The organism is Leptospira ryugenii (assembly GCF_003114855.1).
GTDB lineage: Bacteria > Spirochaetota > Leptospiria > Leptospirales > Leptospiraceae > Leptospira_A > Leptospira_A ryugenii.
In genome coordinates, this window is sequence record NZ_BFBB01000008.1 from 166,404 (window position 1) to 188,007 (window position 21,604).

Consider the following 21,604-nt stretch of genomic DNA (forward strand, 5'->3'; position numbering starts at 1 on the left):
TTTTAAAAAGCGGTTAAGATAAAAACCAAAAAAGCGATCAAAATCAAAGCCACAAATACACCGATCAAAGAGTACAGATTGCCCGTTTTTTGAGGTTCTGCAGGCTTCTTTTTAGGTAAGGCCACCTGACCACTCTTATCTTGGTTTGATCCGACGGAAGCGATCGCTTTCGGGGTGGCGACCTTAACTGGGCTCTCCTCAATGGAGTGCAATAAAATCTGGTTTGGGCCCTCTGCAAAGATATGGTATTCATTCTTTGCGGACGCAATGCCCTTAAATTTACCAACTATCGGTTCTTTAGAGACCTTTCCTTCTTTATCAAGTGCACCTAGTGCTGTTGCATTGGGAAGAGCATCTGGATGGTCTGGAGGGATCCGAAATAAAATTTCTTGTCCCACAAGTAAATTGTCAAAGTCCACACCACTAATGGGAGAAATCACGGTATTCACTGGGATTTCTCTTTGGGCATTTTGCCGAAACAATTGGATCTGTCTCTCGAGGCTACTCATCTCCGTTGGGGCTTTTGGAGCGGAGGAAAGTTCTGGTGCCGGTGCGACTTCCTCTTGTGGCTTTTCGATCGGACTAATAGAACCCTTCATAGGATTATCAAAACGAAATTTCGCACTGGAAAGTTTATCAATCTCCGCCTGCAACTTAGCTTTGCCTGCCTTCATCCCGTTCAGTACCAAAGGTTCAATTTGGTCGGAAAGACGAGATGGGTCTTTCTTTTCCCAGAGAGGCAAAAACTCTTCTAACTTCTCCTTTGTGAAAAAGCGGTATACAATTCGTCCTACTGATTCTGAGATTTGGGCATCGTAACCATCCGATGATTTACCTATATCCGCTAAATCTGTGGAGATCTGGAAAAAGTCGGCAAAAGGACGTATCCTACGAAAGATTGTAGAAGAGCCAAAAACAGAATACACTTCTAAGATATGTTTACGAATGGAAGATGCCAGAATCAAAATGATACCTGTTTTATTATCCAAATCCATTTTGATTTTTACAAGGTAGGCATCTGTGATCTTTCCTTGTAATACTTCTTTTGCCTGTTCATCTGTAAACACGGCTTCCATCGTCAAACCAAGAAGCTCAGCCTGACGTTTTAAAAGATCGGATTTGGAATGCAATTCTGACATTAATCTAAAAGTAATTGTTCGGGATTGGTTTTGGCAAGCGAAATCGACTCCAAAGGAACTTCTACCTTTGCTACAGTTTCTTTGGAACGATCAGAAGAAAAGATAGAAAATAATCGTCGGTCAAAACCTGACTGTGACAACAAGATTTCTACCATCGTAATGCCCATGCCAGCACCTTCCGTATTATCCCCATGTTCCATAAAGAATTCGAAAAGATTGTCATATTTTTTGGCGTGCAAAAATTTTTCTTTGATTCTCTCGGCTTCGATTGGGATTAACGGAAAATTATTGCGGATCTCCAGAGTGAGCTGCTCCGGCTGGTAGATACAACGAATCTTTACATAGTGTCCAGCTTCCTTCATCTTTTCTTTATAGGAAGGAAACTTTCTCTCATTTAGATTGCTTTTGAAGTGGATCATACCTGCTTCATAATCTTGTGCATTGTTAATGTTTAAGTTAAGTTCATCAAAAATGATTCGTTTGATAGCAGCCTTTGTGGAATTGACGATCAATTCCTTTGCAGCGGTGTACATGAGTTCCATGAGATCTTCACGGTTTACTTTTTTTAGAATAGATGAGAGTATGTATTTGAGTTTGGTTTCGCCCAAATCACCTAACACATAAGTGATCATGGAAATTTTTTTGTTCTGTGCGATGGCTCTGTCCACAGCATTTAGAAATCGAGGCGAAAGTTGTATTTCCATTGAATCTTCTGCTACAGACTATAAAAAATTGACAGGAACACATTCTCCTGTCGAGCGATTTCTTTGTTCTTACGATTTCAAAATGGAAAGGACCGAATCGATGTCCGCCTTGCAGGGAATGATTCGATTGGCAAGTTCCGTATTTGTCCCCATAATTTTTCCCTCATGGTAGTTTACCTTAAACTCTGTAAATTTGAGGCCATTGGCGGTAGAAATCACCACGACTTTTTGGCCTTTCCCGATGGTCCCTTGTTCTTTGCACTTTAGCATTGCAGCAAGCGCTACCCCAGTGTGAGGGTCATTGTACAAGCCATACCTATCCCCTTTCGCGGCCGCATCGGAAAGCTCTTCTTCCGTTGCGATTTCTACGACTCCGTCAAACTTCTTCAAGACCCGGATCGCCTTTTTGACCGAGACGGGATCACCGATTTGGATCGCCGAGGCTAAGGTTTTTTTGGCAACCACGGGATTAAATTCCGAAAAACCTGTCTTATACGAGCTATACAATGGGCTGGCATTTGCAGCTTGCGCCAGTAGAATACGAGGTAGGCGATCAATGAGGCCTAGGTCCTTCATCATCTCGAAGCCCATTCCGAGAGCTGAAACATTACCAAGGTTACCTCCTGGGATTACGATCCAATCTGGTACCTCCCATCCCAACTGTTGTGTGATTTCTACTGAGATTGTCTTTTGGCCTTCTATGCGGAGAGAATTCATTGAGTTGGCAAGGTAGATGGATTTTTCCTTGGTGACTTCTTTGACGATTTGCATACAGCCGTCAAAGTCTGTCTCCAAAGCAAGGACTTTGGCACCATTGGCAACTGGCTGGATGAGCTGCGCCGTTGAAACCTTGTTTGCTGGCAGGAAGATAAGCGCTGGAATGCCCGCTTTTGCCGCGTAAGATGCTAGGGCTGCCGAGGTGTCTCCTGTTGAAGCGCAAGCGACGGCCCGAATGGGAACTCCTTTCGCAATCATTTGTTTGACCTGGCTTACCAATACAGTCATTCCCAAATCTTTGAAAGAGCCTGTGTGCGAAATTCCACATTGCTTCACATACAAGCCACCTAAACCCAAATCCCTCGCCCAACGATCTGCCGAATATAAATGTGTGCCCCCTTCTCCAGAGGTTACAATGTTTTCGTCTTCTATTTCAGGGAGAACCCATTCCCTTTTCCCCCAAACGCCAGATGAATATGGGAATTTTTGGGAGCGAAATCTTGCTTCAAAGAGATCTTTCCAGTACTGGGGCGAATATTTTTTTAATCTCTCCAAATCGTGTTCGACAGTTAATAATTCCCCATCATTCTCACATGTATAAATAACTTCGTTCAATGAATAGGTTTTGCCACAACTCTGGTCTGTGCAGCGAAAGTATGCTTCAAATTCACTTTTTGCTTGGGACATAGGAACTCACTTGGCTTCTTGTTTAGAGTGACTTACAAATCCATATTGGAGAAGTTGTTTAAAATCTCGAATGATTTTTATTTCGGGAAGAGTTATGGCGGAAGAAACAGATCAAAAAACTTGGAAAAAGCGCACCAAGCGCTACTTTCGCAGAAGTTTAGCACTTCTGATTTTTCTTTCGTTTTTGCTTTTCGTACGCATTTTTCTTTTTCAAGTTTACTCGATTCAAGGTAATTCCATGTACCCGACCTTGAGCAATGGTTCCATTGTATTTGTCTGGAAAGGCGGATTTGCTCTATCTGCGAAATTATTTGGAACAGAGTGGCTTTATACAGAACCTAAAATCGCAAAGCTTGATTTGGTGCTTTTTTATGACCAAGCAGGTGATCTGGTAGTAAAACGTGTGATTGGTTTACCAAATGAGTATTATTCAATTGAAGCAGGAAGGGTTGTCATTGATTCCCAAATGCTAATTGAAAATTACATTCCATTGGGTAGCCAAACTCTTGAGCCAACAAATTCTTTGTTGTTTCCTTTGAAAAATTCCCCATTTTTGGCAATGAATAAACAAGGTCGTATCCCACCCGGCTATTATCTTTTGTTAGGTGACAATAGGGAGTATTCAACGGATTCAAGAGCCTTTGGTTTAGTACCAATTGAAAAGATCAAAGGAAAGGTCATTTTTTATTTCTAAAAATGAACGAAGCAAAAGTTAGATTAAAGTATATTTTTTATTTTATTATCTCCTTGTTTATAGTTCTATTTTTTCGTGTCATCTATCTTACCTATTTCAATGACAGCATCGTAAACGTTAAATCAACTAAAATGGTACAGAGAGGTACCATTTATGATAAAAGAGGCATAGAACTTGCTCTATCACAAGAATCCGCAACCATCGGTATTGATCCAAAAAATATTTATGATTTAGAATTAACAGCTGCTGAACTTGCTCCCATTATTGGCATGAAACAAGAAAAGCTTTATGACTTGATTCGAGAAAAAGGTAACTATTTCCTTCTCAAAAGAGAAATTGATATCAAAAAAGCCAATCAAATCAAAGCCCTAGCTTTACCTGGTGTTCGAGTGGAAAGAGAATTCAAACGTATCTACCCTCAAGGTATGCTTGCATCCAGTGTTTTGGGATTTACTGGCTATGATGATGACCGGGCGCTCTCCGGATTAGAATCTCTTTTTAATCTCGAACTTCTCTCAACGGCGGATTCAGAATCACAAAAAGGAAACAATCTTCACCTAAGTATTGATAGCTTAGTTCAGTATCGTTTGGAAAAGTCATTGAGTAAGGCCTTGTTAGAAACTCAGTCCAAACATGGGATAGGCATCATCATGGATGTGGACACAGGGAAGATCTTAGCGATGTCCTCCTTTCCCTCCTTTGATCCAAATCGATTCCAAGATTATCCTCCTGATTCCCAAACCAATTGGGCGATTCGGCACATATATGAGCCTGGCTCGACTATGAAAATTTTTGTGGCATTGATGCTTTTGAACGAAGGTGCTATACTTCCTCATGAAAAATTTAACTGCCCAGGTTATATTGAAGTTGGAAAAACTGTCATCCGATGTACGGACCACCACGGACCAGTGGATTTAGAAGAAATTTTACAAGTATCATGCAATGTTGGGATTATAAAAGCTTCTCAGAAAATGTCAGAAGCAAATTTTTATAAGTACTTGGAACAATTTAAATTTGGGAAAAGAACCAATTTTTCTCTGCATGAAGCAAGAGGGTACTTAACTCCACTATCAAAATGGACAAAAAGTACGCCTTATTTTCTATCAATTGGACAGGGAATTTCTGTCACACCTATTCAATTGATATCTGCTGCAGCTGCGGTTGTGAATGGTGGTGTTGTTTTTGAACCATCCGCTGTTTCTCACATAACAAATGCATATGGAGAACTTGTACATACATTCAATCCAAAAGGAGAAGCCATTGGAATTAAAAAGGGTGCCTCTTCAAAAATTTTAGAAGCAATGAGTAAAGCCGTACGCTCTGGTACAGGGAAAAAAGCCTATATAGAAAATTACTTCATTGCCGGGAAAACTGGAACAGCTCAAAAAGCCAAGAGTGGCTCTGGATACCAAGAAGGTTTGTACACTGCATCGTTTTTGGGCTTTTTTCCCGCTGAAAAACCAAAATATGTAGGATTGATTTTGTTTGATGAGCCAGTAGGAGCGGCACATACAGGTGGTGGCATCGCGGCACCTGTGTTTAGAGAAGTCGTCGAAAGTATCATCCCGATTGTGGAAAGAAGTGAAAAGCCACAATCTTTCAGTTTAAAAATCAAAAAAGAAAAGAAGTTTAAATTGGATAAGAACCAAATGCCAAATCTAAACGGATTTGCCTTATCAGATGCGATTTCAATTTTGAAAGATCTTGAAAAACCTTATAAAGTTACTGGCTCAGGCTTTGTTCGTGGGCAAAGCCCTTCACCTGGTACTTCTTTACAAAAAGTTGAATCCATTCAACTGACCCTAGAAGACTGATATGGATTTTTCAGAAAAAACGCTTTTCAAAAATATATCGCAGTTACCTGAAACTTTGTCACTTTCTATTCAATCTGCCGAGCCAATTGGCAAGATACATTCTACAAAATCTGGGCAAATTACCATTGAGGTAGATGGAGTTTTTCTACATAGCCGTCACGACCCAGATTTGGAAAGCAAACGTTTTGCAAACGAACTGCCGTTTGACGGAGAAAAAAGGATCTACCTTTTATTAGGTGCAGGTTTGGGTTATATTCTAAATCATCTCTTAGAAAAAGAAAATATTTTTGTCATATGGTTTGAAACCTCTCTTGCATTGCTCAAAATCTCCTTACAGTTGTTTGATGTATCAAACCACTTAGAAACTGGTAAGCTACAAATCGTAGCCGATTTTGAGAATGAGGATATGATCATGGAAGCCTTTCGTGGCAAAGGAGCGTATCCCATTACATTAGTACCTCACCGTGGAAGCTTTTCCTGGAAACCTGAGGAATATGGTAAATTAAGATACATCGCAGAACAACATTTTCATAAAAAAGATGTTAACCTCGCCACATTAACACGTTTCGAAAAGATTTGGGCAAAAAATCTTTCCTTTAATCTCTATGATTGTATCCAGATGCAACCGATACATAAGTTATTTGGGATTGCAAAAGGAATTAAAATTTTAGTAGCAGGAGCCGGTCCAAGCCTATACGAATCCATTGATGATATCAAAAAATATCGCGATTCCTTCTTATTCATCGCAGTCGATACTGCTTTACCTGTCTTGCAACATTTCGATATTCATCCTGATCTCGTTTACTCCGTGGACCCACAAGCATTAAATAGCCAGTATTTAGAAAGTTATGATGGGCCAGCCATTCTAGTATTTGATCCAACCTCAACCTATCTAAGCCTACGCTTGGAATTGGGACCTAAAAAAGGTTTTTTTACATCTTCTCCTTTCCCACTTATTCGTATCATTGAAGATTTAGGGGAACAAAAAATTGGAGAAGTTTTGTTTGGTGGATCTGTTTCAACCAATGCAGCTAGCCTTGCTTCCCTTATGGAGGCGGACAAAGTATATCTAGTTGGACAAGATTTATCTTTTACAAAGGGTTGGGCTCATTCGAAGGGAGCTATTTTAGAAGAGAGATTGAATTTTTTAGAATCCCGAAAGTTTAGACGTGAGATGCATAATTACAAGCAACTCTTTGCACTTACGCAAAAGACTGTAGAAGGCATTAATGGCGAAACATATATTACCAATGAAAAAATGTTAATTTTTAAAAAGTGGTTCGAATCTCAAGCAAAGGACCATAGATGGGTCAACTTAACAAAGTTTGGTGCTGAAATCAGAGGAATTCCGAATGAGAGTTTTGCAGCTGCATTTCAGTCTTCAAATCCGCAAAGCGTACTCCACGTACGAAATATGGTGCAGAATTTGGTGAAAGATGGATCACCATACGTAAATCCCAGTCTACTAAGCTCTGAATTGTTAAACATAGTACAGAGTTTAAATGAATATCTGCTTCCTGTGAAGAGAGGTCTCCAAGTTTCTCGGATGATCTATCGACAAATCCAATTGAACCAAATAGAACCCAATCGATTCCAGAAAGATATAAAAGAGATGAATGAGATAGATGAGCTTGTCTCTTCCAAAAAAGGATTGAGTGAAATGTTGAGTTTAGGAATTCAGAGAGTTATTTTGTCGATCACCGAGGGTTATGATGAAAAATTAAATCCTGACGAAAGAGCAAATCCGCAGCTAGGCATTGCAAAAAAATCCGTGCTTTTATATGAAGGTCTGTACGAATCCATTCACTCTACTCGTAAACATTTAAAAAAGACGCTTCTTCGCATCCAAAACGAAAGAGATTAATTCTTCTCATTTACAGATAATACAGTAAAGTCAACTCTTCGATTTTTGATTCGACCTTGTTCGGTATAGTTTGTATCGATATTTGTTGTCTCACCAAATCCACGTGCTTCCAATTGTTTGGCGTTTACACCTAGCTTTATAAGTTCATCCTGGATAAGTTTGGCACGTTCTTCAGAAAGGATTTTGTTTTCATCCAACTCCCCAATGAAACAAGTATGGCCCTTAACCCGTACTTTAATCTCTGGGTATTTTTTGAGCGCCTCCGCTAAATTTGCCAGCTCGTTGCTTGCACCATCACCAACGTTCAATGACTGTTTGATAAACTTGATTTGAGCTGTATTGATATAACGAATTGCATCCAATCTTTTTATAAATTGTAATGTTACTGTACCTTTTCCGATCTCGGTATGGGGTAGAAGTTGCTCTCTTTTTACAGCTTTAGCAGACGATTCATTTTGATTGATAGCCTTTGAGTTAGGTTCCGAAACAGTCACATTAGATGATTTTGTTGTGTCGGACTTACAAGAACGAATCAAAAAGAACAAACAGATAACGATTAATATGACAATGCCTAAAAAAACATAACGAAGATATGGTGATTTTTCCTTCTTGCCATATTTATTTAACTCAACCAATTCATTGTATTCTGGAGTAGGTTCTACATCATCATCTGAATTTGAATCAAAGACATGGAAGTAAGACGTGTCGTTACTTTCTTCTTTTGGTTTTGCTTTAGATTTGGATTTTTTGGGTGAAGGTTTTGATGTTTTTTTGGATTTTTTAGCGGACGGAACAGAAATCTTCGCTGCCCATTTCCGAATTTCTGTTCTTAAATATTCATCTGCTTCTGGGGTGAAGTTATAATTGTCTCGGATGTACTTAACTGTGCGCTTCTCGACATCTGTATACTCATTGCCATCGACAATGGTATCAAATAGATTTTTGGCAACATTCTTGGACAAAGGTGCCTTTGATCTCTGCGAAGCTTTTTCCGCTATTTCCAATAACTGGCGATCAAATTGTTTGCCTTTGATGGTACGATAATAACTGTCAGACACAAGTCCACCCTCTACACTAAAGTATCGGACAATCGTCCGTGTGAATCCACCCTTTTTCTCAGGGAATCTCTGGCTTTATCCTTGGTATCCAGTAAGAAATTGATTGTTTTTGATCTTGTATTGGAGAGCACCGCGGCTGATTCCCAGAAGTTTGGCCGCCTCCTCTTGGGTATTCACACGTTGGAATGCTTCCTTAATCCAAACTGCTTCTAATCGTTCCGTGGCTATCTTTAAAGAAAGATCATCACTTGGGCTCAGAATATCAGAACTTAGATTATTAGCGAAGTTTGTTGCTTGTGGGATTACATTTTCCGTCTCTGATGCTTGTAAGGAAAACGACTCAGGTCGAATCTCCGACTCGGGAGAGACGAGGACAGAATATTGGATTGTATTTTGTAATTCACGTACATTTCCTGACCAGGGAAAGTGTGATAAGGTACGCAATGCCTCGGGAGTAAATGATTTGTACTTACCATACTGGCGGTTAAACAAATTCAAAAAATGATGCGCTAACAAAGGAGTGTCGCCTCTCCGATCCCTAAGGGGAGGAACTCTTAGAGGTACTTCTGCTAACTTATAATACAAGTCCATAGAGAATTTTTGATTCTGGATCTCCTCTAAAAGATCACGCTTCGATCCTGTAAAGATTCGAACATTTAAAGACTCTTCTTCACCATTGGGATATTTGACACGGCGATTTTTCAAACAATCCAAAAGTCTCATCTGCAATGGCATGGAAAGATCGCCAATGGATGAAAGATAAATTGAACCGTTGTTTGCCTGGACTAATTTTCCTGGTTGGATTGCCTTACCTGTCGAAGATCCAAATAACTCAAGTTCTAATAATTCTGGATTTAAACCCGAACAATCTAAGGTAAGGAAAGCAAAATTTCTTCTTTGAGAAATGAAATGAAGAGACTTTGCAACAAGCTTTTTGCCGACTCCCTCTTCACCAATAATCATTACGGATGTTTCACTTGGTCCAATTTGCCTGATCCTATTTTTTAAGAATAAAATCATCGGGTCATAACCAAAGATTTCTTCTACAGGATCTTCTTCTCTTTTTGATTTTTCAACTGCCTCCTTTGCTATCCTTTCTTCCAATAAAACAATCGTTAATTGGGAAGCAAAAAGATTGGCTTGGTTGATTACATCTGGACCAAAGAAGTTTACCTTATCTGATTCTAGGTTAAGTACACCGATTGTCGTATCTCGCGTTAATAAAGGTATTGCCAATTCGGAGCGCACTGACTCTATAAGTTTGATGTAACTAGGATCTTTGCTCACATCTGGAACATAGATAATCTCGCGAGAAGAGGCAGCGTGACCTGTTACACCCAGCGCAAATGGCAGCTTTGCCGCTATTTTTTTTTCCCAATCCATTCCCTTGGCGGCGACGATAGTTAGAACATTTTCCTCGGAATCGGCTATCGATATACTTCCTGTACTTGCACCAAATAACGTTAAGGTTTCATCTAAAATAAAATTGAGTCGATCAGATATGTTCGGCAAGGAACGGATTTCTTTTTGTATCCTCCTGATTGTTGCCGAGATATCATTCTGCCTAGACATTATGCCTTTACACCTGCTTTTACATTTGTTTGGTATTTTAAAAATGCGATGATAAAAGGATCGATGTCGCCATCCATTACATTGTGGATATTTCCAGTTTCATGTTCAGAACGATGGTCTTTCACTAGATTGTAGGGATGGAACACATAACTTCTGATTTGTGATCCCCAGGCAATATCACGTTTCTCTCCTGCTTTTTTTTCGTTCTCTTCTTCAACTTTCTGTTTTTCAAGTTCATAGAGTCTAGCTTTCAACATCTTCATAGCAGTATCTCTATTCTTAATCTGAGATCGTTCCATCTGACAGGAGACTACAATTCCTGTAGGAATATGCGTAATTCGCACTGCTGAATCTGTAGTGTTTACGTGCTGTCCACCGGCACCAGATGAACGGTAAACATCAACTCGTAAATCTTTCTCTTCAATCTGGATCTTTATATCATCATCAACTTCAGGAGTCACATAAACTGATGCGAAACTAGTATGTCTTCTTTTATTGGAATCAAATGGAGAGATACGTACTAATCGATGAACTCCTGATTCACACTTCAAATAACCAAAGGGATGATCACCTTTGACATATAAGGTTGCGTTTTTTATCCCGGCTGTTTCACCAGGCTGGTAATCTACTAATTCTGCTCGGTATCCTTTTTTTTCACAATAACGAGTATACATGCGCAAAAGCATATCCGCCCAATCTTGAGACTCTGTACCACCCGCACCAGGATGGATATTTACGAATGCAGGTTTGTCATCGTCTTTTCCTGAAAGAGCATCTAACATTTGTAATTCTTCGTATTTTAGAAATAATCTTTCAAAATCTGCATTTAGCGATGGAAGTCCACCTTCACCTAACTCTTCTATAGTAAGCTCAATCAGATCTGGTAGTTCTTTGAGTTCTTTTTTTAACTCTATCCAAGGATCTAACTTAGCTTGTAGATCGTTTCGTTTTTGAGTAGTTATCTTTGCTAAATCAGGATTGTCCCAGAGTTTGGGATCATTTGCTTTTTCAACTAGGGATTGTAAGCGATCAAAATCTTCCTGAAAATTATGAAGTTTCCAATACTCTTCAAAGTGTTGGATCATTTCATTCGTTTGTTTGATTAGTTCTTTTTGTGATCGTTCCATATATCCAATCTCTATCCTACAATGATTCCGGGAAATAAAAGCTAAAATCTCTCAGAAGAGTGAGTCTTTTTTAAGTCTTGATGATTCCCATTGAAATATAGTCTCTCGCAGTTGGGGTGTATTTCCTTCAACCGTAGACACTAAAATAAATTTACTCTCTTCACCGTAACTCTCTGGAAGTTTTTTCAGGATGAACTTTCCAGATCTTACCAATTCAATGATATGCTTTAAAAATGGATCGGATTCACGTTTTGATAGCTCTTCCATCGAATAGTAAAATGTACTAAATCCTTTATAAAACCAATCCAAATATTCATTCTTACCCTTTGGCCATATTTGTTCAAGGTCTATAGAAGATTCCTGGACCAGAGATTTCCCAAGAAATGGTTTCTGAAGGATACGGCATTGAAAATAAATTTCAAAATTTAAATCTCGATCTCCACCTTTTTCAAAATCAATGCCCATCCATCGTATCCAAGATTTTTTTTCTCGGATAGACAAAGAAGGGATCAAGGCAAAGAGATAACCTTGCTCTTTGAAAATTCTCTCATGCGAAAGAAACTCTAAGATTTCCAAAGGGATCATATAATGCCCAGCTTTCCATTGGATCACAAAAGGAACGGTCTCAAGTAAGAGATATTCTGCCGGGGTCTCAGCTCTGGTGGTATCTCCAAACTGCGTAAGCACAAAGATAAAAGAAAGCAATTCCTGCCGGCTGAGAGAAGAGAGGACTTGGACAGAACCACCCAAGTGATTCAAGGCTCGCCTTAACATTAAGTGTTGTTGGAGTTGGGATTGGTTATCAGAAAGAATGATACCTAGCTTCTTTTCTAAATTTCTCAATGCCCCTCTTTCAAAAGAGGCAACATTCCCCGAGATCGCAAAAGGCATTAAAGAGCTCTCCGACCTATGTCTTTACGATAATAAGTACTCGGGATCTTCAGCTCCGTTAGATAATCATAACAATGGCTAAGTGTATCCTTTAGTTGTTTTGCATAGGCTGTGATTCCTAAAATCCTTCCACCAGTGGATTTCATTAGAGAGCCTTCCCATTTTGTTCCAGCATGAAATACGATGACAGGTTCTCGGCTTGTTGGTAATTCGATAGGCATCCCTTTTTTTGGCGAATCAGGATAACCTTCCGCAGCAAGGACAACAACGGCACTATGGCCTGGTTTCAATTGAATAGTTCTGGTCTCCAATGAATTTGTGGAAGCTTGGTACATGAGTTTCAGGAGATCTTCATCTAACAAACGTAGTACACACTGAGTTTCTGGGTCACCAAAACGACAGTTAAATTCCACAACATTTGCATCACCTGAATCAGAAATCATCAAACCTACATATAACAAACCTTTATAGGGATGCCCAACATTTTTAAATTCGCGAATTACTGGTTGTATGATTTTATGCTCGATTTTTTTTAAAATTTCTGCAGTGACAATAGGTGCTGGAGCATAAGCACCCATACCACCAGTGTTTGGACCAATATCTCCATCAAACGCTCGTTTGTGGTCTTGAGCAGCGGGTAGGCACATATAGTTTTCACCATCGGTGATCACAAAGAGAGATGCTTCACTGCCTTCTAAAAAAGATTCAATGACAACTCTTTCTCCACTACTTCCAAATTTCTGTGCTATGAAGATATCTTTTAAGGCTTGTTCTACTTCTTCTATTTTATATGCTACAGTAACACCCTTTCCGGCTGCTAAGCCATCTGCTTTGACAACAAGCGGCAACATCTGTTTTTGGCAATAGGCCCAAGCGGATGTATAATCACTGAAGGCAGAATAAGATGCCGTAGGGACCTTTGCTCGTTGCATAAGCTCCTTAGCAAAATTCTTTGAGCCTTCAATCTGTGCACAGTAAGCTGACGGCCCAAAACAAGGAATGGAAATTTCGGAACACCAGTCTGCCATACCCAGGACCAAAGGATCTTCTGGTCCAACAACAACCAAATCAATCTTTCTTTCTTGGAGATAGGTTTGGAACTTTTGTTTGTCGGTGGTAGATATGTACTCAGGATTTTCAATCAAGTCATGAGAAAATCCTGCATTTCCTGGAAATACTTTCAATGATGATAAAGATTCTGAATGGAGCAAGGAATGAGCGATCGCGTGCTCTCTCCCACCACTCCCAATGAGAAGAACGTTTAGTTTATGTTTCAATTTTTTCTAAGGCCCTATTGATACTTTCTAATTTTTCCTTCCAGGTAGCGTACTTTTCTTTTTCTTTTTCCACTACTTCTGGTTTTGCTTTCTCCACAAAAGCGGGGTTGTTGATTTTGGATTCCAACTTCTCCATCTCACCTTGGATTTGCTTTTTTTCCTTTTCTAATCTTTGTTTCTCTTTTTCGAAATCGAATATCCCTTCCAGTGGAAGTACAATTTCTCCCAAGGAAAACGCACCAACAGAATCAGTATTGTTCAAGGTATACTCAGGTAAAAACTCTATTGTCTCAGCTTTTGTTAGCTGAAGAATAGATTTCATTTCCTTCTCCATTGTATTTTGGAGTGCTGAATCATTAAATTTCAAAATAATTTTACATTTTTTTTCAGGCTTTACTCCCAATTCCGCTCTCATATTGCGAACTTTAGTGACAATCTCTTTTACAACTAACATTCGCTTTACGGATGGATGGTCAAATGAGATGCCATATGCAGTAGGTAGCGCCGTTAAAGAGAGATAATCTGGGCTTAGCATGGCATGGATTTCTTCTGTTAAAAATGGCATAAACGGATGAAGAAGCCCAAGTGACTTTGTTAAAACATTCACCAAAACTTGTCTCGCGTTCTCTTGCGAAGATTCTGAGACATTTCCATATACTCTAGCTTTAGAAAGCTCTAAATACCAGTCACAAAATGAACCCCAGATAAAATCATAAATAAGATTTGCCATCTCAAAAAAATGGTAATCTGCATAGGCACGCTCAAAGCTCTGGAGGGTCTTATCAAATTCATGCAAAATCCAAAGGTCCGTTTCCTCTAATTGTTCTAAATTGAGGGGCTTAATTTGAAAATTTTCTGGCAAATTCATGAAAATGAACCGACTTGAATTCCAAATTTTGTTACAAAATGAACGGTAACCATCTAATCTAGATTCATCGAACAGAATGTCCTTTCCTTCAGGAAGTACCGCTGCCAAAAAGAATCGAAAGGAATCAGTTCCGTACTTTTTCATCATATCCAAAGGATCAATTACATTACCCATGGATTTGCTGAACTTCTTTCCGTCTTTATCCCGAACCAAGCCATGAATGAGCACTTTTTTGAAAGGTACATCCCCCATAAACTTCAATCCGCTCATGATCATCCTAGCGACCCAAAAGAAAATAATATCAAAACCCGTGACTAATATCGAAGTTGGGTAATATTTTTTTAAATCTTCTGTCTTTTCAGGCCAACCAAAAACAGTAAACGGCCACAAACCAGAGGAAAACCAGGTATCCAATACATCTTCATCTTGGCGAATCTCTTCCTCTTTTACAGAGATTCCTTGTTTAGAAAAAAGTTGGATTGCTTCTTGTAAAGACTCAGCAACGACCATAGTCCCGTCTGGTGCATAATACGCTGGAATCCGATGGCCCCACCAAAGTTGACGGGAGATGCACCAATCCTTTATGTTTTCCATCCATTCAAAGTACGTTTTTTCCCACATCTTAGGCTGGAAGACAATCTTTCCCGATCGCACAACATCAATTGCTGGCTCAGCCAATGCCTTTATTTTCACAAACCATTGAGTCGATAACAGAGGTTCAATGACAGCTCCTCCCCTTTGGTTATGGCCAACACTATGGGTATGATTTTCAATTTTTTCTATATAACCCAATGTCTCTAGATCTTCCACGACCTTTTTACGTGCCTCAAATCGATCCATACCAGCATATTTGCCAGCATTCGCATTTAGAGATCCATCTAGGTTCATGATGAGAAGAGGGGTCAATCCTAGACGATTCCCCGCTTCAAAATCATTTGGATCATGAGCGGGTGTGATTTTTACCAAACCTGATCCAAACTCCTTATCAACGAAGGCATCAAATAATACAGGGATTTCTTTGTTTACGAGTGGCAGTGTTACAAACTTTCCCTTGAGTCCAGAATACCTTGTATCCTCTGGATGAGCACAAACTGCCACGTCACCAAACATAGTTTCTGGTCGAGTGGTCGCGACTACTATATACTCTTCTTTTGATAAATTTTGGATCGATTTACCAGAGGCAAGAGCAGATGTTAGTGGATATTTTATATGATATAATTTCCCTTGTTTTTCTTTGTATTCTACTTCAATATCAGAAATTGCAGTTTTTGTAACAGGGCACCAATTGATGATTCTTTCCCCACGGTAGATGAGCCCATCTTCGTATAATTTTTTGAAGACTTTGATTACAGCATTTGACAAACCTTCATCCATAGTGAATCTCTCACGAGACCAATCGACAGATTCACCTAACAGACGTTGCTGTCTAGTAATCATTCCTCCAGATTTTTCTTTCCACTCCCAAATCTTTTTCTCGAACTCTTGGCGAGTGAAATCTGTTTTCTTTTTGCCTTCTTTTAGGAGCTCTTTTTCCACAACCATCTGGGTTGCTATCCCAGCATGGTCCATTCCGGGAACCCATACCACATCCTTTCCCTTTTTTCTTTCCAATCGGACGATTATGTCTATGATCGTATGTTCAAGTGCGTGGCCAATGTGCAGGTTTCCCGTTACATTGGGGGGAGGAATGACAATCGAAAAGGTCTCTCTGCCACTCGGATTCTTTTGAAAGACCTTATCGTCCTCCCACTTTTGAATCCATTTGGATTCTACAGATTCTGGTTCGTATCGATCAGAAAGTTGTCTGTTCATATGGAAAATTCTTGGACTTACTATCTTTCTGTTCGGGCCTAGGGGTCAAGGAATCTATTGGGAAAGATGTGGTTTGACAGGAAGGATTTGGTACAAAATCTGTCCTGTATGAACTCAAAAACTGCTAAGTTACTCGGAAAGTATGCCGTACAAAAGGGTGTATCTGAAAAACAATTGAAACGAGAATGGCTCTCTCTTTCCCAATTTGAAAAAGACAAAAAGAGACAAGAGATCTTAAAAGAAATCGTAAAAGCCTAATCTCGGCGGCCGGAAAGGCCACCCAGGCTTAGGGTGGATATCCATTCTCTCCCGACCTAGTGATTGAAAAATGATCCGCAACTCAATCTTCTTTGCACCCAAAAAAGACAAAAACAGATCTCTTGCGTTAGCAGCTGTTTTACTACTTGCCTTTTGTTCGTTTTCTACCTGCTCCAAAACCAAAGAAAGTGTCTCCCTGTCTCTGCTTAATGCTTCTTTAGAAGAAGCTCGGAACCAAGGCCAAAGATTGGTAGTACTCTTCGGAGCAGACTGGTGCCCAGATTGTCGAGCCTTCGAACAAATGTTAAACGATCGTAAGGTTTCAGAACTTACAAAGGCTAAATTTCTATTTCTCAAAATTGATGTTGGCCAATTTGACAAAAACCTCGAGCTAAATGCTTACCTAGGCAACCCAATTGCAAAAGGGATTCCTGCCGTGGTCATACTGGATCCATTCTCCTCCGGTAAGATTTTGGTGAGTACAGAAGGTGGGGAATTTTCAGAAGCAAGCAAAATGAAACCTGAACAAATCCTTTCTTTTTTCCAGAAATATTCTAACTTTTAAGAATTGTTTCTCTTTTTGCTTATTTTTCACAGAAAAGACAAATTATACTTGAAACGCTGTTCCTTTTTGAAAGAATTTTCCTCCTGAGAGAGGTGGATGAATGAGCAGTCCTCATGTATGTGTGATTGGAGCCGGATCATCAGGGATCACGGTCATCAAGTCTTTGAAGGAAAATGGGATTTCTTTTGATTGTTACGAGAAAGGAAGCGATGTAGGCGGAAATTGGCGCTTTAAGAATGACAATGGTTTGAGTAACATTTACAAATCCTTACATATCAATACACATCGGGACCGCATGGAATATCGGGATTTCCCAATGCCGAAGGATTATCCAGATTATCCAAACCATGAACCCATCCAAGCCTACTTTTTGTCCTATGTTGACCACTTTGGCCTAAGAAAACACATTCAATTTAAGAATGGGGTGAAAAAAGCAGAGCGTTTGCCTGATGGCAAGTGGAAGGTTACACCTGAAAAAGGTGCCAGCAAAATCTACGATGTGTTAGTCGTAGCGAATGGACACCATTGGTCAGAGAGATGGCCTGATCCTGCTTTCCCAGGAAAATTCTCTGGCAAAGTAATCCATTCCCATTCTTATGTAGATCCTAAAACTCCTGTTAACTGTGAAGGCAAAAACGTTGTCGTTTTAGGTATGGGAAATAGTGCAATGGACATCTCCGTGGAATTATCTCGACCAGGAGTTGCGAATAAGGTTTTCTTATCAGCACGAAGAGGTGCCTATGTGATACCGAATTATTTGTTCGGAAAACCTTTGGATAAACTCACTGAAGTAATGCCAACTTGGATTCCATTTTCGATCCAACAATTCTTTGCACACCTATTGATCCGATTTGGGGTCGGAAAGATGGAAGACTTTGGTTTACCTAAACCCGATCATAAATTTGGATCTGCACACCCGACAATATCGCAGGACTTGCTCGTTCGACTTGGACGGGGGGACATCACTCCGAAACCTGTGATTGAAGAACTTAAAGGCAAAAAAATTCGATTCGCAGATGGAACAGAAGAAGATGCTGATGTATTGATTTACTGCACCGGATATAATATAAAATTTCCTTTCTTTGATGAAGACTTTATATCTGCCCCAAACAACTACATTCCTCTGTTCTATCGGATGTTTAAACCTGGTATCGACAATTTAATGTTTGTTGGTCTAATGCAACCTCTTGGTGCCATCATGCCTTTGGCAGAAAGACAAGGAAAATGGATTGCCCAATACCTAAAAGGCAATTACCATTTACCATCTGAAGAAGAAATGTTGGATTGGATCAAAGAAGACCAAGATGAAATGAAAAAAAGATATGTCAGCTCCACTCGGCATACGATCCAGGTAGACTTTGATATCTTCATGAATCAGATGGCCAAAGAAATGGAGCGTGGAAAAAAACGTACTCCAAAAAAGGAATTAGTAAAAGCTTAAAAAAAGAAATGAGAAGACTCAAAAAGATTGCATCTCTACTTCTCATCTTTACTTTTTCAGACTGCGCGAGCCAAAAGGGTTTCGTTTTCAAAAACAACCCTTTATTTGGTTGGCTCGAGTCTTCTTCTTATGAAAGGACGATCAATCCCGATCCCATCTTTCAAAAATCACCAAATTTGATTGCTCATGAGTTTGAATTTCCAGCTGGTGGAAAGTTAGGCGAAACATTTTACATCGCGCAAAAATTTGGCGTGGAAAACCAAAAATTTGGGAATCGTTTACATCTTGGTGAAGATTGGAACTTTATTGGGGGCGGTGACTCTGATTTTGGATCCCCTGTCTATTCGGTCGCCGATGGTGTCGTTAGTTGCATTGCTAATTATGGTGGCGGTTGGGGCAAAGTCATTCGAGTTGTTTATAAAATCCAAAACAATCAATCGACCCAATTTGTAGAGGCACTGTATGCTCATCTCTATACAATCGAAGTTGAGCCTGGACAAATGGTACGGAAAGGCGAATGGTTGGGTGGGATTGGGGATGCAAGTGGGAAGTATTCTTCTCATTTGCATTTTGAATTGAGGGAGGAAAAGAACCTCCCTCTGGGGGGAGGTTACTCCTTTGAAACAAAAGGTTATCTTGCACCCACCAAGTTTATCATCAACAGGCTAGGGCTGGAGAAAAAAATGACAGAGGACCAGTTTTTATATGAAAGACTTGCTCCAACAACCGGACTAAAAACTCTTAATCAAATCTAGAACTTCGTCTTCTTTTGTACCATTTGTATCATAAAAGTTAGCATGGATTTCAAAAAGGTTTTCATTTTCTACCTTTTTTACTTTTAAAACTTTTACGATAAACTCTACAGCTCCTGTCATTGAAATCTGCTTCGCTGAGACTTTCAAAATTGTTGCTACCTCAATTTCAATCGGCCATAACAAAGTAATCCCTCGTGCGCTAATATGTTTATGTACATCATAATCTGGTAATGCTTCGAGATTTAGCTCGAAGGATGGTGGAATTTCAGTATAATGATTTGGTTTCATAGGATTTTTATATATAGTAACAAACATAGTAAAATCATAAAGAGTCTCAATTACTATTTTATGACAGATCCATAAAACTTTATCGAAATATCCAATTGAATCCAAAGAGAAGCAGGAGTAGTCCAAAACCCCAAGCTAAAATCTGAGGATTCCAAAAATCCTGAGTTTTGTCCCTGGATTCATACATAAGTCCACTTAAGTCTTTATCTAACTTAGGTTTTTCGATAAAACTTACGATTACCATTGCCATAAAACAGGCAAATCCTGAATAGATTGCACCATAAAAATTCGACACCATGTCTGATTTATATTTCAGCACATCTATTAAAGTTAAAACATAGTGTAGAATTCCCGAACCTGTTCCTAATAACATTCCCCAAAATGCACTCCAAGATGATGCCCTTTTCCAAAACATCCCCAAAAGAAAAATTGAAATTAAAGGAGCATTAAAAAAGGAAAACAGCAATTGGATGTAATTCATGATATTTTCAAAACCCATTGCAATATAAGAGGCAAAAATAGCAAAAAAGACTGCAAACATAGTGCATAGTTTTCCAATTTTAAGATATTCTGTATCTTTTAAGTCTTTCTTGATATAAGTTTGGTAAATATCATACGTAAAAATTGTATTGAGTGCAGTGATGGAACTAGACATACCTGCCATAAAAGCGGCAAGAAAAGCTGTGGTCCCCAAGCCCAGCATTCCATTTGGATAAAACTCCTTTAGTAAAATTAAGAAGCTTTTGTTGTATTCTCCCTTTAACTCTGCTGAGTAGGAAGTTAAGGCGACTAACCCAGGTATTACGGTCAAAAAAGGCAAAAACAATTTGAATACAGCGCCTATCAAGGGTGTTCTTCTGGCAGCAACTAAATCCTTTGCGGCCATTGCTCTTTGTACTTCTGTGAAACCACAGGTCCAATAGGAGAATGACAAAACAAATCCCAGACCAACTGTGACAGCTAATAAGTCCCAACCTAAAGGATTTGCTCCATTTGGTAAATCTTTCCACATATGTTTGTGTGATTCAGGAATCTTACTTAACAATCCCTCCCATCCTCCTACTTCGATCAATCCCATCCAAACGAGAGGGAAGAGCCCAAAAATAGTCAGAAAGAATTGCATGACCTCGGTATAAATAGAAGAACTAAGCCCGCCAAAGTAAGTGTAGATGAGTACGATGAATGCGCTTAAGAGAATAGAAAGATGAGGGTTCCAACCAAGCATGGTTTCAAATATTAAGGATAAGGAATACAAATAAATGCCAGACCCGAGTGCCAGTGAGACCAAAGTAATGATAGAGTTGATAAGGTGCGCAGGTTGGTTAAAGCGGTACCGCAAGTATTCCGGAACAGACCGTATTTTGGAGGAATAATAAAAAGGCATCATAAAGATACCTAGAAAGATCATCCCTGGTATAGCACCCAGGTAATAGAAATGAAAGGTCAGAAATCCATATTCGGCTCCACTCGCGCTCATTCCCAACAATTCCAATGCCGAAATATTTGCTGATATAAAGGCGATGCCAGTGATCCAAGCAGGGATTTGTCTTCCTGCCAAGAGAAACTCTTTGGAACCGGACATTTTCTTTTTCAAAAGAAATCCTATCCCCACCATGAAGCCAAGGAACACGATTAGGATTAAATAATCTATCGCCTGTAATGTGGTCTTCATCCTTACCTCTTGCCCAAAGTGTCCAAGGAATGACATTCCATTTTGTCAGCTTTGGAAAGTAAAAAACGCTTAGGGGAAGGAGAAAATCGGCCGAAAGGAAAAAAGACAGTCGTGCGATATGACTATCCTCTGAAAAAGTACTTTTCAGATTATGTCTCATTACTAGATTACGACTTGGGAGGGAAAATGTTCTATTTGCTCATCGCTTTACTCCACGAAGACTTGGTTTCAGGTAGAATCGATCTGGAAACCTACCGAGAGAACGTTGAACTCCTCGCACGAGACCATGAGAGGATCAAAGAATCTTCCAAAGGCTCTCGGGTTGCCGCCTAAATACTCGGTCATTCCCCTATTCTGTAATAAATTTCTGGAAAAAAAATGAATCTGTGTAGTATGGTGCG

General features: G+C 39.5%; 18 protein-coding genes and 1 pseudogene. 8 read left to right on the forward strand and 11 right to left on the reverse strand.

Annotated elements, in window-relative coordinates:
• Positions 1-2: 2 nt before the first annotated feature.
• From DI060_RS13370 to thrC, 3 genes are all read right to left on the reverse strand, one after another.
• Positions 3-1,139 (reverse strand): LIC10486 family protein, encoded by a 1,137-nt coding sequence (locus DI060_RS13370; protein ID WP_108977447.1) that lies wholly within the window; start codon positions 1,137-1,139, stop codon positions 3-5.
• Positions 1,139-1,843: a hypothetical protein gene (locus tag DI060_RS13375; protein WP_244594405.1), complete on the reverse strand. Its 705-nt coding sequence runs from the start codon at positions 1,841-1,843 to the stop codon at positions 1,139-1,141. Before DI060_RS13375 ends, DI060_RS13370 begins: the two co-directional genes overlap by 1 nt.
• Before the next feature lie 69 nt (positions 1,844-1,912).
• On the reverse strand, positions 1,913-3,247 hold the full coding sequence (gene thrC / locus DI060_RS13380; protein ID WP_108977449.1) for a threonine synthase: 1,335 nt from the start codon (positions 3,245-3,247) through the stop codon (positions 1,913-1,915).
• Between the two features lie 94 nt (positions 3,248-3,341).
• On the opposite strand from thrC, the gene lepB reads away from it, so the two are divergent.
• Genes lepB through DI060_RS13395 form a run of 3 tightly spaced genes read left to right on the forward strand, consistent with a single transcriptional unit; the run spans position 3,342 to position 7,619 of the window.
• Positions 3,342-3,941: a signal peptidase I gene (gene lepB, locus DI060_RS13385; RefSeq protein WP_108978127.1), complete on the forward strand. Its 600-nt coding sequence runs from the start codon at positions 3,342-3,344 to the stop codon at positions 3,939-3,941.
• Between the two features lie 2 nt (positions 3,942-3,943).
• Entirely contained in the window at positions 3,944-5,755 is a 1,812-nt protein-coding gene (locus DI060_RS13390; protein ID WP_108977451.1) for a penicillin-binding protein, read from the forward strand.
• A 1-nt stretch (position 5,756) separates the two neighbouring features.
• Positions 5,757-7,619: a motility associated factor glycosyltransferase family protein gene (locus DI060_RS13395; protein WP_108977454.1), complete on the forward strand. Its 1,863-nt coding sequence runs from the start codon at positions 5,757-5,759 to the stop codon at positions 7,617-7,619.
• Here the strand turns inward: DI060_RS13395 and DI060_RS13400 are convergent.
• From DI060_RS13400 to DI060_RS13425, 6 genes are all read right to left on the reverse strand, one after another.
• Complete coding sequence (locus DI060_RS13400; protein ID WP_108977456.1) at positions 7,616-8,677, reverse strand: OmpA family protein; 1,062 nt, start codon at positions 8,675-8,677, stop codon at positions 7,616-7,618. The genes DI060_RS13395 and DI060_RS13400 overlap by 4 nt on opposite strands.
• A gap of 75 nt (positions 8,678-8,752) precedes the next feature.
• Positions 8,753-10,249 carry a sigma 54-interacting transcriptional regulator gene (locus DI060_RS13405; RefSeq protein WP_108977458.1) on the reverse strand — a complete coding sequence of 499 codons (1,497 nt, stop codon included), beginning with the start codon at positions 10,247-10,249 and terminating at the stop codon, positions 8,753-8,755.
• Entirely contained in the window at positions 10,249-11,376 is a 1,128-nt protein-coding gene (prfB, locus tag DI060_RS13410; RefSeq protein ID WP_108977460.1) for a peptide chain release factor 2, read from the reverse strand. Before prfB ends, DI060_RS13405 begins: the two co-directional genes overlap by 1 nt.
• A gap of 51 nt (positions 11,377-11,427) precedes the next feature.
• Positions 11,428-12,267 carry a hypothetical protein gene (locus DI060_RS13415; RefSeq protein ID WP_108977461.1) on the reverse strand — a complete coding sequence of 280 codons (840 nt, stop codon included), beginning with the start codon at positions 12,265-12,267 and terminating at the stop codon, positions 11,428-11,430.
• Positions 12,267-13,544, reverse strand: coding sequence for a phosphoribosylamine--glycine ligase (gene purD / locus DI060_RS13420; protein ID WP_108977463.1), 1,278 nt, complete (start codon positions 13,542-13,544; stop codon positions 12,267-12,269). Before purD ends, DI060_RS13415 begins: the two co-directional genes overlap by 1 nt.
• On the reverse strand, positions 13,534-16,224 hold the full coding sequence (locus DI060_RS13425) for a valine--tRNA ligase (protein WP_108977465.1): 2,691 nt from the start codon (positions 16,222-16,224) through the stop codon (positions 13,534-13,536). Before DI060_RS13425 ends, purD begins: the two co-directional genes overlap by 11 nt.
• Positions 16,225-16,332: 108 nt before the next feature.
• Here DI060_RS13425 and DI060_RS18990 point away from each other — a divergent pair, with 108 nt between their 5' ends.
• The 4 genes and pseudogenes from DI060_RS18990 (at position 16,333) to DI060_RS13445 (ending at position 19,243) form a co-directional block, all read left to right on the forward strand.
• Positions 16,333-16,482 (forward strand): hypothetical protein, encoded by a 150-nt coding sequence (locus DI060_RS18990; RefSeq protein ID WP_167837007.1) that lies wholly within the window; start codon positions 16,333-16,335, stop codon positions 16,480-16,482.
• Between the two features lie 70 nt (positions 16,483-16,552).
• Positions 16,553-17,047, forward strand: coding sequence for a thioredoxin family protein (locus DI060_RS13435; protein WP_108977470.1), 495 nt, complete (start codon positions 16,553-16,555; stop codon positions 17,045-17,047).
• Positions 17,048-17,147: 100 nt separating this feature from the next.
• Positions 17,148-18,467 (forward strand): annotated as a pseudogene (locus DI060_RS13440) (flavin-containing monooxygenase); the annotation flags it as partial.
• 29 nt (positions 18,468-18,496) lie between these two features.
• Positions 18,497-19,243, forward strand: coding sequence for a M23 family metallopeptidase (locus tag DI060_RS13445; protein ID WP_108977474.1), 747 nt, complete (start codon positions 18,497-18,499; stop codon positions 19,241-19,243).
• On the opposite strand, the gene DI060_RS13450 is transcribed toward DI060_RS13445, so the two are convergent.
• Positions 19,220-19,531 carry a hypothetical protein gene (locus DI060_RS13450; protein ID WP_108977476.1) on the reverse strand — a complete coding sequence of 104 codons (312 nt, stop codon included), beginning with the start codon at positions 19,529-19,531 and terminating at the stop codon, positions 19,220-19,222. The two genes, DI060_RS13445 and DI060_RS13450, sit on opposite strands and share 24 nt — an antisense overlap.
• Positions 19,532-19,610: 79 nt before the next feature.
• Complete coding sequence (locus DI060_RS13455) at positions 19,611-21,203, reverse strand: sodium:solute symporter family protein (RefSeq protein ID WP_108977478.1); 1,593 nt, start codon at positions 21,201-21,203, stop codon at positions 19,611-19,613.
• 42 nt (positions 21,204-21,245) lie between these two features.
• On the opposite strand from DI060_RS13455, the gene DI060_RS13460 reads away from it, so the two are divergent.
• Complete coding sequence (locus DI060_RS13460; RefSeq protein WP_108977480.1) at positions 21,246-21,536, forward strand: hypothetical protein; 291 nt, start codon at positions 21,246-21,248, stop codon at positions 21,534-21,536.
• Positions 21,537-21,604: the final 68 nt, after the last annotated feature.

What these genes read in the sequence shown, in the direction of transcription:
- DI060_RS13370 (WP_108977447.1), bottom strand. Translation starts at nt 1,139, where the DNA reads ATGTCAGAATTGCATTCCAAATCCGATCTTTTAAAACGTCAGGCTGAG.
- DI060_RS13375 (WP_244594405.1), bottom strand. Translation starts at nt 1,843, where the DNA reads ATGGAAATACAACTTTCGCCTCGATTTCTAAATGCTGTGGACAGAGCC.
- thrC (WP_108977449.1), bottom strand. Translation starts at nt 3,247, where the DNA reads ATGTCCCAAGCAAAAAGTGAATTTGAAGCATACTTTCGCTGCACAGAC.
- lepB (WP_108978127.1), top strand. Translation starts at nt 3,342, where the DNA reads ATGGCGGAAGAAACAGATCAAAAAACTTGGAAAAAGCGCACCAAGCGC.
- DI060_RS13390 (WP_108977451.1), top strand. Translation starts at nt 3,944, where the DNA reads ATGAACGAAGCAAAAGTTAGATTAAAGTATATTTTTTATTTTATTATC.
- DI060_RS13395 (WP_108977454.1), top strand. Translation starts at nt 5,757, where the DNA reads ATGGATTTTTCAGAAAAAACGCTTTTCAAAAATATATCGCAGTTACCT.
- DI060_RS13405 (WP_108977458.1), bottom strand. Translation starts at nt 10,249, where the DNA reads ATGTCTAGGCAGAATGATATCTCGGCAACAATCAGGAGGATACAAAAA.
- prfB (WP_108977460.1), bottom strand. Translation starts at nt 11,376, where the DNA reads ATGGAACGATCACAAAAAGAACTAATCAAACAAACGAATGAAATGATC.
- DI060_RS13415 (WP_108977461.1), bottom strand. Translation starts at nt 12,267, where the DNA reads ATGCCTTTTGCGATCTCGGGGAATGTTGCCTCTTTTGAAAGAGGGGCA.
- DI060_RS13425 (WP_108977465.1), bottom strand. Translation starts at nt 16,224, where the DNA reads ATGAACAGACAACTTTCTGATCGATACGAACCAGAATCTGTAGAATCC.
- DI060_RS18990 (WP_167837007.1), top strand. Translation starts at nt 16,333, where the DNA reads ATGAACTCAAAAACTGCTAAGTTACTCGGAAAGTATGCCGTACAAAAG.
- DI060_RS13435 (WP_108977470.1), top strand. Translation starts at nt 16,553, where the DNA reads ATGATCCGCAACTCAATCTTCTTTGCACCCAAAAAAGACAAAAACAGA.
- DI060_RS13445 (WP_108977474.1), top strand. Translation starts at nt 18,497, where the DNA reads ATGAGAAGACTCAAAAAGATTGCATCTCTACTTCTCATCTTTACTTTT.
- DI060_RS13450 (WP_108977476.1), bottom strand. Translation starts at nt 19,531, where the DNA reads ATGAAACCAAATCATTATACTGAAATTCCACCATCCTTCGAGCTAAAT.
- DI060_RS13455 (WP_108977478.1), bottom strand. Translation starts at nt 21,203, where the DNA reads ATGAAGACCACATTACAGGCGATAGATTATTTAATCCTAATCGTGTTC.